Below are 9,555 nucleotides of genomic sequence, written 5' to 3'. Positions count from 1 at the left end.
CCAGGTAGTGCTTTCATATGCTGAGCATTCACCACTAAAAATTCAATGCCTTCAGCTTCAAGCAGATTGACAATAGGCTTCCAAAATACCCCTGTGCTTTCCATGGCAACGTGAGTACATTCGTGCTGTTTAATCCAATCCATTAATTGTAATAAATATACCGTTTTAGTTGAAAACGTTTGAATCTCCTTTCCCTTAGACGTTAGAATGCATGCCGTTATGCTATCCTTATGAATATCCATACCGCATGCCCGTTCAATGACGACTTCCACCGAAATACATCCTCTCTACGGCTAAATTAGACAGAGGCTGGTGCAACAACCAGAGTAGGATTAATCTCCCATGAGTGCTTCCCGAGAGGGAGCGACAATCTGTGATGCACCGTGGCCGCCCAAGTCAGACTAACGGATGGGCTCTATAGCACCATAGCTTATCGACCTTCCTCTCCCAGCCCTAAGAGAGTCTTACCCATTTTCATCATCTGTGGTGCAGCGCTTGCGCTGCATGTATGGCTAACGGGCAGATTAGTTCAACGATAAGTGGCAGTCGCGAGAATGAGTGAATCGACCTTGAGAGAAGTTTTCTTTTAGAACTTGTGTCAATTTGCTTATTCGTTAAAAGATGATATTCCAAAAGCATGATTGTTGCAAAAGATTTCCTTCACGGTTTGAATTTGCTGTTCACTACACTTAACCATTATGATTACTTCGGTTATTGTCTTTGAACCCATCCTTTTTAATTTATATTTATATTTATTAATTGCTAATTTAATAACAAATCCGATAACTGCCCCAATCGCCAATCCGTATAACGCCCACAAAATGGGGCCTTGCTTAAGAACAAAACCATAAATGGATCCTAATAGCATGAAGATGGATCCAAGAATGGCTGCAAGGTCAATGTAACTAACTCCGTCTGAATAATGTATCGTATCGAATATTCTTGTCTTATTATTCGTTTGTTCAAGTGGTAAGGCAAGAATATCTGGTTTTTGTATGCCTGACTTTTCCAAATCGGAAATCGCCAATTCAATGGAAATCGAGTGTTCAAATGAAGCAACAATATACATTTGTCCTCCTTGGATCTGAAAAAAAGGTCTGTTTTGATATTCGGACTTGAAAAATTGAGCTTGAGAAAGCTTATACTGGTTTCGTTTTTACCGCTTCCCAATAAGCACTGTACAAGACCCCACCGAAAATAGAAGGAATAAACAAGTACCACTGTGGATCTATGGTTGATCTTGTTCGATCGAATTGTCCAATGCAAGTGTAGTACAATCCAATATAAAACTTGGAAAAGTAAACTGTAGTTCCCCACCAAAAAATACTGTAAAAAAAGGAAGCTAATCGATTATTATACAATGCTCCTAGACCAGGTATAATAAAACTCCAGTATAAAGCTACTAAAGGATTTGATTTATTTAATGTATTAATACTGTAAGGAGAGAAATTGTTAGTATTAATTTGAGTTGTTTTCCGATAAGACAATTTGTAACTGTTGTTAAGTTCAACTGCTCTACGGTAGGAATCGTAAATGCTAAAAACGTACAGGCCAATGTAGATAAAGATAAAATGAAGATTTATAACTTCTTTAGCTTGAGAAAAGTCTCCAATCATTGAGAGGTAGATGGAAAGATTTACATTAGCCAAATTATTAACTATAAACTCGAATAACACTAAGAAATACCCAATTAAATAGTTGTTCATCAACAAATGACCATAACCAGGAAAGGCAGCTGACCACCAAAGCGGAATCCAAGGATTAATTGGGTGCAATATACTAACCGTTCCGGAATCATTACTTAATAAAGAAGGGTATCGTACGCTAGTTGATTTGTTCATTAGCATTTCACCTTTTTTTCCAAATGAGAAGTTAATTGTATTCTTTCAAATAAATAAATCTTTATGCACTTAGATAGCACAATATATTTTTTATTCGGTAAAGCAAAACGGAGATCGTCCTCAATTTTATATCTATAATCGTGTAAGAATTATCATGAATGGATTAGTTTTCATAAACATGTAAATTGCTTCGGAGACGTAAGTCGTTACGACGGAGAACGATAGCGTCATGACGACAGGCTGCCGACGAACCGGCACCTTTGTTCACCTCCCTCGGGCAGATTAGCAATTTATAAGAAACGCAACATGTATCATTATGATACATTAGGTTTGTAGAATCCTAAAATTCAATAAAAGGGGTGTTGCGAGTGAACGTATTGATGGAACAATATGACTTTATTAAGCGTACAAGAGAAGCCTTATTTTCTTATTGCGAGTCGATACCACACGCAGATTATGTCCATCAACTCGACTCGTTTGGTGGAGCCTCCATGTGTGATTTACTTATTCACGTTTCCTATTGCTACCGAAATTGGATCGGTAGACAGGGATTACAACTCACCGAATTTTTTGAAATACCCCCTCAACCCGAAGTAGGAGTCGTCCGTACAATCTTTAGAGAGATTGATACGTTAGTCGATCAGTTCATTCACACATATGCAGGAAAATGGGATGTTCCAGTTATCGTGGATATTCCGTGGCAAGATGAGCCTGAACCAAGAACGCCTTTATATATGTTTACACATACCATCACACATGAATTCCACCACAAAGGACAGATTGTATCTATTAGCCGACACCTCGGACATTTACCTCCAGATACTGATTTGGTTCCATAACGCAAGAGGGTAACTCTCATCCTGAACAAACGGGTACGTTAGTTCAATGAAAGACTCTATACAAACGATGAAGGAGCTGCCTCGACAGCTCCTTTTTACATCTTCACAAAATAATGATTTATTAACGGGCAGAATAACGGAATAAGCCCAACCAAGCTGTAGATGCATTTAACCCGGTTTTATTAACTGGGGCTTGATCAGTTAAGATGATATCGGAATTTGTGGTTTCAAAAAAACAACAAAACACTGGTGAACTTTCTAATCCTGACAGACTATTGTCAACAATGAAAGTTTATTATGCAAGTAAGAGCCTAACTACCTGCAGGAGTTAAAGGATCGTGTTCGTGGAACTGAATCATTTTATTAACCAGTTATCTTGAAAATGAATGTAACAAGATGTTCTGAATTGGGGGGACAACAGTGAAACTTGAGCGTCTTATGGCCATTACTATCCTTCTATTAAACCGCAAACGCGTACAGGCCCAAGAATTGGCCGATCGTCTGGAGGTTTCATTGCGTACGATTTATCGCGATTTGGAATCATTGAATCTAGCAGGAATTCCTATTGTTTCGTACACGGGAGCAGAAGGCGGATTCGAAATCATGGAAAACTTTCGATTGGATCGGCAAATGCTTTCATTTGATGAGCTTATTGCCCTCTCTACAGCTTTGCGAGGTCTTCAATCTACGCAGGCATTTAGCAACCAAAATTTGGACGGGCTGTTCGATAAAGTTGGCGCATTGGTCTCGAAGGCAGAACAAGGTCGTATGGTTGGTACTGATCAGGTCATCATAGACTTAAATCCGTGGAAAAGCAGCTCTTCAGAACGAAACAAGTATGACACTTTGCATAAAGCCGTACGTGAAAAAAGGCTGATCCGTTTTACATATATCAACGGACAAGGGGGAGAAACAGAACGTTGTATTGAACCTATGGGGCTGGTGCTCAAAGGCTACACGTGGTATCTTCACGGTTATTGCTTAAACCGAGATGATTACCGCATGTTCAGGCTTTCTCGGATCCGGAATCTACTCATTCTTGAGGATACGTTCCAGCGCCGAATGGTGACGCTGTCTGAGTTGAATGAAAATCGAGGTCCTCAGCATGATTCCAAGATGGTCGATCTGGTGCTTAGATTTACAGGATCGGCTAAGGTTCCAGCAGAAGATCATTTTGATTCGGATGAAATTGAACGGCAACCCGATGGTTCGCTTACCGTTCGGGTTCGATACCCGGATAACGACTGGTTAATCGGCTTTTTACTTCATTTTAGAACGGATTTGTTCATTCTTGAACCCCCGCATATTGCTGAAGCGGTACGGAAAAGTGCTTTGGAGATATCTAAACTTTATATCGATCGTTGACACACAGTTGTCAACAAGCTTGGTTTATTATGAGTTTAAATAGGGAGAACACATTAATCAGTCACAAGAAAATACAAAGAAATTTGAGGAGGCTTTCCAAAAATGACGCATTCAGAACAACAAAGTGTGCGCAGTGGCCACCAGAGCACTGAGATCAAGCCTTTCCGCATCGATGTTCCGCAGGCTGACCTTAATGAATTACGAGACCGTTTAACCCACACCCGTTGGCCGGATGCTTTGCCCGGTGTAGGCTGGGAATATGGTGTACCGATTGATTACCTCAAGGAACTTGCGGAATACTGGCGGTCCAAATATGACTGGCGTAAGCACGAAGAGTCTTTGAATCAATTTCCGCAGTTCCCACCACTATCGATGGACAGAATATCCACTTCCTGCATGTACGTTCACCTGAACCTGATGCAATGCCTCTGATCATCACACATGGTTGGCCGGGCTCAATCGTAGAATTCATGAACATTATAGGACCGCTCACCGATCCCCGTGCTCATGGCGGTAATCCGGAAGATGCTTTCCATGTTGTTATACCTTCGCTACCTGGCTTCGGCTTTTCTGGTCCGACAACCGAAGTTGGATGGAACATAAGTCGCGTTGTCAAAACATGGGCTGAACTTATGCGTCGTCTGGGATATGAACGCTATGGCGCCCAAGGCGGGGACACCGGATCGCTCGTCTCTCCAGAACTCGGGCGATTTGTTCCTGACTGTGTTATCGGGGTACATGTAAACGGGCTTGCAACATTCCCGTCCGGAGATCCTGCAGAGTCGATTGACCTATCTGAAATCGAACAAGCGCGCTTCGATACGTTGACTGAACAAAGCTATGAGACAGGGGGTTATGCGATTATACAATCTACACGACCTCAAACGCTCGCCTACGGTCTGACTGACTCGCCCGTCGGTCAGCTTGCTTGGATAGTTGAGAAGTTCAAGGAATGGACAGACCCTGCAGCAAATCTTCCGGAAGAAGCCGTTGATCTCGACCACTTGCTAACGAATGTCACATTGTACTGGTTGACAGGAACGGCAGGGTCATCGGCACGGATTTATAAAGAGGAGGCGAAATCCTGGGGTATGCCTGCTCAGCGCTCTTCGGTTCCTACTGGTGTTGCGGTTTTTCCTAAAGACTTATCGGTCCGAGGAATTGTCGAACGAGAGCATAACGTCGTGCACTGGTCAGAGTTCAATCGCGGAGGTCACTTTGGGGCAATGGAAGTACCTGATCTATTAGTTAATGACATCCGAAAGTTCTTTGGTCAACTTCGCTAAGACTAACCGGTACTCGAATCTAGAGTTAGAACATTCGAAATTAAATATTGGGATGAAAGGAAGATGAATATGAATCTGCAAGGGAAAGTTGTTATCGTTACCGGAGGCGCTAGGGGAATTGGAGGTGCTGCATCAAAATTATTGGCCCAGCGAGGTGCGAAAGTCGTAGTTAATTATTTAAAAAATCAAGATGCTGCTGAAGCATTGGTCTCCGATATTCGATCCAGCGGCGGAGATGCCATTGCTCTCCGGGCGGATGTTCGTGATTCAGACCAATTTACAAAGCTCGTAGACGCTGTTTTAGAAGCTTTTAAGAAAATTGATATATTGGTCTGCAACGCAAATATGAGTTTCACTGCGAAGCCCTTTGCCGAAATGAATTGGGAGGAGTTCTCTCAGAAATTAAACGATGAACTAAAAGCAGCATTCGTGACGACTAAATCCGTTATTCCGTTCATGATCGAACAAAAGTTCGGACGTATCATTTATGTATCCAGCAGCTTAGGCAAGGATCCCTCGCCTTACATGATCGCTCATGGAACGGCAAAAGGAGGGTTGAATACTTTTTCCGACTATATTGCCCAAGAATTCGGTCCACAAGGGATTTCAGCAAACCCGGATTAGTGCAAACCGATGCGACCGCCTTTTTGTCAGAGGAAGAGAAACAAACAATTAGTAACTTCACACCACTGAGGCGTGTGGCGGAACCTGATGATATTGCAGGTGTTATTTCGTTCCTGGCAAGCGACGATTCGCGTTTTGTTACCGGATCATATACCCCTGTTACTGGCGGGCTGTAAATGGTGTCCAGTGTCATTTGATACTACCAATGCCAAAGTACGTTTAAGAGACACCCGAGAGAATTTGATAAAGTTAGCTAATCAACAGTTATTACGTTAACGGGTACGATATCAATAAACGGCAGCCGGCTGATGAACTGTACCCGAATTGTTAGACACCATCTAGCAATTGGAGGTGCAGTTTTTTTGTCAAAATTCAGTTTAGCGTTGAAAAAAGAAGCTATCCATCAATATCTGTTAGGAAGTGTAGGGTCAAAAGCATTGCGAGAACCTTAGGAGTCAATCATGAGGTCTTGCGTATGTGGATTAAGCAATACGAATATCACGGTGAAAAAGCGTTTGAAAAAAGCTATACAGCATACAGCGTCCCATTTAAACTAGACGTACTCCACTATATGAACGAGAATGGGACGTCTCCAAATTAAGCAGCTGTCATTTTCAATATTTCTTCTCCAGGGATTATTCGAAAATGGCGCAATCAATTCAAAGGAAAAATCACCAAACAAGACAAATCGCTAGTCGTCTATGAATTAAGGCTTGAATTTCCGGTGACTGCATTGTTAAAGCTTGCAGAAATTCCTCGCAGTACGTCTTCGGGAGCAGCAATATAATCGAAGGAATATCAAGGGCTGGGAATCGGAAAGGCTCCAGTAAGGATATCCCTTTTTATACCAAAAAAGGCACTCTCAATGGAGTGCCTCTTATTCTACGTACAAAGTTACACAGGCGTAATGCGCCATATCCGGTCGTTTTGGGCAAGATTCTCCAAGTGATCTACCTGATATTCGCACCACTTATTTAATCGTTAACTACATTTAACCAAAAAACGTAATTCCTCAGAGGGTCGGAACTTCCATGATTGAATGCAGCAACTAAAAAGTAGCATACATATCCTGGTGGCAAAAATTGATCAAAAACATCTGTCCGATCACGGCTTTTAACTAGAAAAGGACGAGAATTATAATCCGTCACCAAAAAATCATAATTTAACCCAAGCGGAGATGCCAAGTACACCTGAACATGTTGAAAATCATCTGTATTGTTCTTGTATACGTAATAGTCGACATCTTCTTGGGGATTAAGATAGCCAAAGTTAAATTGACCCGATACGATTGGAATTGGATGTGCCTCTTCAATGTCTGTCGTTTCATAATATGGCTTTGGGATAGATGCTGCTGTCGCAGACTGAGCAATCGCCAGAATGCTGACTCCTACAAGAATAGGAATAAGTAACTTTTTAAGTTTCATTAATAATCCCTCACTTTATTTATATAGAGCCGGCCAGCATCTAACACTATTATGGTAGAAAATCCAGTTTTTGTTAACCATACTTTCGCCTCATCTCTATGTAAAATAATGTCGTTTACAATATTCATAAGAGGTTGTCTTTTTCAGAGTAGGCAGGGAGAGTTGTGCTATTTTGTTCGAGAAGCGATTGCAAAGCTTTAACTCCAGTCGTTGCTTGAACGAACGGAACACACATAACCCCACCATTCGTTGGTGGGGTTATGCCCGGTTATTGAACGATCTGTATCCGTTACTTCAATGAATCACATTAACCATGAAAGATTTAGGATTGAAATCGGTGGTTCGCATGAAGAAGTATCGTTCCCATAAAGGGACAGTAGGTAAAATTGCTCCTAACGTACTTAATCGTCATTTTCAAGCGGAAAAACCAAATGAGAAGTGGGTTACCGATATAACGGAATTTAGTTGTTCGGAGAAAAGCTATACTTATCGCCTGTGCTGGACTTGTTTAACGGTGAAATTATCACCTATACAGTAGGGTCTCGTCCTACGTTCTCTTTAGTCTCCAATATTTTGGTGAGCATACATATGAAATCGGGTGGGTGTTCAATTCTAACTTTCACAACAAAGGATATGCTTCAGAAGCAGCATCAGCCATCCTGAAATTTGGATTTGAGGAAATGAATTTGCACAGAATAATTGCTACTTGCCAGCCCCAAAATATTCCTTCTTATCGGGTTATGGAGAAGATCGGAATGAGACGGGAAGGTTATTTCAAGAAGTGTATTCCTCATGAGAACGAATGGTGGGACGAATATTATTTCGCTATTTTGCGGGAAGAATGGAGAACATGAGATCTTCAACTACCAGTTGCTTTTTTACCGTGAACTATCTTATCCTGGTCATCCGCTGCTGCATGCAAAAGTGAAGATAAGAAACTGGACCCATAATGGATTGCTTAGAATTCCTGTTTTTGTGCAGTTTATTACGTAGTGAAAATTAGATAAACATCATGTTCTTACTAACCGGCTCTGTTCTCTCCTAAAGTGACAGAATCGGTTTTGATCTACATACTAAATGTCAGCCCATTTGAGTTAATTTCCTTAAGGACCTTTTTTCTGGCGCCGGGTGTCATCTCTACCTGATCCGGCCGAATGCTCCACAGGACGAAACGGTATCCGGATGGTTGATTTCGGAGCCGTACTAAAGGATTACTCAGACGCACATGGATTTAGTTTATATCCAACAAAGATGTACTCGGGCCATCGTACAGCGAAGCAAATGCAATGGGTTATTATGCGGATGGTGTCCACCCAAGCTTCTTGGGTAATCGTCGAATTACGAATAACCACTTGAAAGTGATGGGGCTGCCGACTCTTCGGAACTGACATTGTACGGGTTCAGTACTGGAGCAGTCCCTCAATTAACTCCAATCACACAGCTGTCAACCAAGTCGTTTGTTGTCAATGCGGGTGGATCCCAGTTGGTGTGGAAGATCGGGCTGGTTAACGGGTTTCCAAATGGCGTCATTGAGATTACGATTAGAGGCTCCCGCAGGATTACAACAAATGACGTGATTAAGACTGCAACGTCCATTATTGTTAATCAGAACGTAAACAACGTGTGATTGGTGTTAATGCTCCGATATTTGTAACGGTATATGAATACCATTCAGCGCCGCACTATTTCTTAGTCCCAGAAGGAGGACCCATTAAAATGGCTCGAACGAACTTTTACACAAGCTTTTACATAAAATAACTAACATTTAACTACAGCAGATGAGGTGGACTTGTGCAAATCATGATCTTTTGTGTCTCTTGTAGAGAAATCAAATCGAAAGAAAAAAACGGAATAACCCTTGAAGATCAACTTAAGTATTACCTTAATAAAGATGCTAATTTAACACTGTCTATTTGTTCTGAGTGTGAGATGGAAATAAGAAAGCACCTATTAGATTATATAAACAAAGAAGATCTAGGTTAAAAGTAATTAAAGCCCTTATTAAGTGATATTATCCCCTTCAAGTAGACACTCAGAAAAAAACCTTATGGTACCATAAGGAATGAGTGAACTTGGAGGGGATTTATTTATGGCTAAAAAAGGACAAACTGACCTTGCCTCAAAAAAGTAGACACAGAGAAAGCCTCGGCGACACCCATTAGTCTATTGCCTAGAG

Annotated in this window: 9 protein-coding genes and 4 pseudogenes; 9 read left to right on the top strand and 4 right to left on the bottom strand. The window is 41.4% G+C overall.

Features of this window, described 5'->3' with window-relative positions:
* The 3 genes from ACFPYJ_RS15075 to ACFPYJ_RS15065 all read right to left on the bottom strand — a co-directional run.
* Window positions 1-272 (bottom strand): IS110 family transposase (locus ACFPYJ_RS15075; protein ID WP_379188973.1); only part of this gene is annotated, 272 nt, incomplete at its 3' end.
* Between the two features lie 335 nt (window positions 273-607).
* Window positions 608-1,069, bottom strand: coding sequence for a hypothetical protein (locus tag ACFPYJ_RS15070; RefSeq protein WP_379188971.1), 462 nt, complete (start codon window positions 1,067-1,069; stop codon window positions 608-610).
* Between the two features lie 70 nt (window positions 1,070-1,139).
* Window positions 1,140-1,841 (bottom strand): hypothetical protein, encoded by a 702-nt coding sequence (locus ACFPYJ_RS15065; RefSeq protein ID WP_379188970.1) that lies wholly within the window; start codon window positions 1,839-1,841, stop codon window positions 1,140-1,142.
* Window positions 1,842-2,209: 368 nt separating this feature from the next.
* Between ACFPYJ_RS15065 and ACFPYJ_RS15060 the strand changes: the two genes are divergently transcribed.
* The 6 genes and pseudogenes from ACFPYJ_RS15060 to ACFPYJ_RS15035 all read left to right on the top strand — a co-directional run bounded on the left by ACFPYJ_RS15060 (window position 2,210) and on the right by ACFPYJ_RS15035 (window position 6,556).
* Complete coding sequence (locus ACFPYJ_RS15060; RefSeq protein ID WP_379188969.1) at window positions 2,210-2,680, top strand: DinB family protein; 471 nt, start codon at window positions 2,210-2,212, stop codon at window positions 2,678-2,680.
* Between the two features lie 438 nt (window positions 2,681-3,118).
* Window positions 3,119-4,045, top strand: coding sequence for a helix-turn-helix transcriptional regulator (locus ACFPYJ_RS15055; RefSeq protein WP_379188976.1), 927 nt, complete (start codon window positions 3,119-3,121; stop codon window positions 4,043-4,045).
* A gap of 102 nt (window positions 4,046-4,147) precedes the next feature.
* Window positions 4,148-4,455: pseudogene (locus ACFPYJ_RS15050) on the top strand (epoxide hydrolase N-terminal domain-containing protein); the annotation flags it as partial.
* 60 nt (window positions 4,456-4,515) lie between these two features.
* Window positions 4,516-5,331 (top strand): alpha/beta fold hydrolase, encoded by an 816-nt coding sequence (locus ACFPYJ_RS15045; protein ID WP_379188975.1) that lies wholly within the window; start codon window positions 4,516-4,518, stop codon window positions 5,329-5,331.
* Window positions 5,332-5,394: 63 nt separating this feature from the next.
* Window positions 5,395-6,131: pseudogene (locus ACFPYJ_RS15040) on the top strand (SDR family NAD(P)-dependent oxidoreductase).
* 194 nt (window positions 6,132-6,325) lie between these two features.
* The gene (locus tag ACFPYJ_RS15035) at window positions 6,326-6,556 is read left to right on the top strand and encodes a transposase (protein ID WP_379188974.1); all 231 of its coding nucleotides are present in this window, start codon (window positions 6,326-6,328) and stop codon (window positions 6,554-6,556) included.
* A 373-nt stretch (window positions 6,557-6,929) separates the two neighbouring features.
* Here ACFPYJ_RS15035 and ACFPYJ_RS15030 read toward each other — a convergent pair whose 3' ends face one another.
* The gene (locus tag ACFPYJ_RS15030) at window positions 6,930-7,379 is read right to left on the bottom strand and encodes a hypothetical protein (protein ID WP_379188967.1); all 450 of its coding nucleotides are present in this window, start codon (window positions 7,377-7,379) and stop codon (window positions 6,930-6,932) included.
* Window positions 7,380-7,692: 313 nt separating this feature from the next.
* On the opposite strand from ACFPYJ_RS15030, the pseudogene ACFPYJ_RS15025 reads away from it, so the two are divergent.
* The 3 genes and pseudogenes from ACFPYJ_RS15025 to ACFPYJ_RS15015 all read left to right on the top strand — a co-directional run.
* Window positions 7,693-7,955, top strand: a pseudogene (locus tag ACFPYJ_RS15025) (DDE-type integrase/transposase/recombinase); the annotation flags it as partial.
* Window positions 7,946-8,233, top strand: a pseudogene (locus tag ACFPYJ_RS15020) (GNAT family N-acetyltransferase); the annotation flags it as partial. The pseudogenes ACFPYJ_RS15025 and ACFPYJ_RS15020, both read left to right, overlap by 10 nt.
* A 629-nt stretch (window positions 8,234-8,862) precedes the next feature.
* Window positions 8,863-9,006, top strand: coding sequence for a hypothetical protein (locus tag ACFPYJ_RS15015; RefSeq protein ID WP_379188966.1), 144 nt, complete (start codon window positions 8,863-8,865; stop codon window positions 9,004-9,006).
* Window positions 9,007-9,555: the final 549 nt, after the last annotated feature.

Source organism: Paenibacillus solisilvae, from assembly GCF_042656405.1.
GTDB classification, from domain to species: Bacteria; Bacillota; Bacilli; order Paenibacillales; family Paenibacillaceae; genus Paenibacillus_Z; species Paenibacillus_Z solisilvae.
The sequence above is the reverse complement of the archived record's forward strand: the minus strand, read 5'-3'. Positions and strand labels throughout refer to the sequence as shown.

Coding starts and splice junctions, on each gene's coding strand:
- ACFPYJ_RS15070 (WP_379188971.1), bottom strand. CDS start 1,069: ATGTATATTGTTGCTTCATTTGAACACTCGATTTCCATTGAATTGGCG.
- ACFPYJ_RS15065 (WP_379188970.1), bottom strand. CDS start 1,841: ATGAACAAATCAACTAGCGTACGATACCCTTCTTTATTAAGTAATGAT.
- ACFPYJ_RS15055 (WP_379188976.1), top strand. CDS start 3,119: ATGGCCATTACTATCCTTCTATTAAACCGCAAACGCGTACAGGCCCAA.
- ACFPYJ_RS15045 (WP_379188975.1), top strand. CDS start 4,516: ATGAACATTATAGGACCGCTCACCGATCCCCGTGCTCATGGCGGTAAT.
- ACFPYJ_RS15030 (WP_379188967.1), bottom strand. CDS start 7,379: ATGAAACTTAAAAAGTTACTTATTCCTATTCTTGTAGGAGTCAGCATT.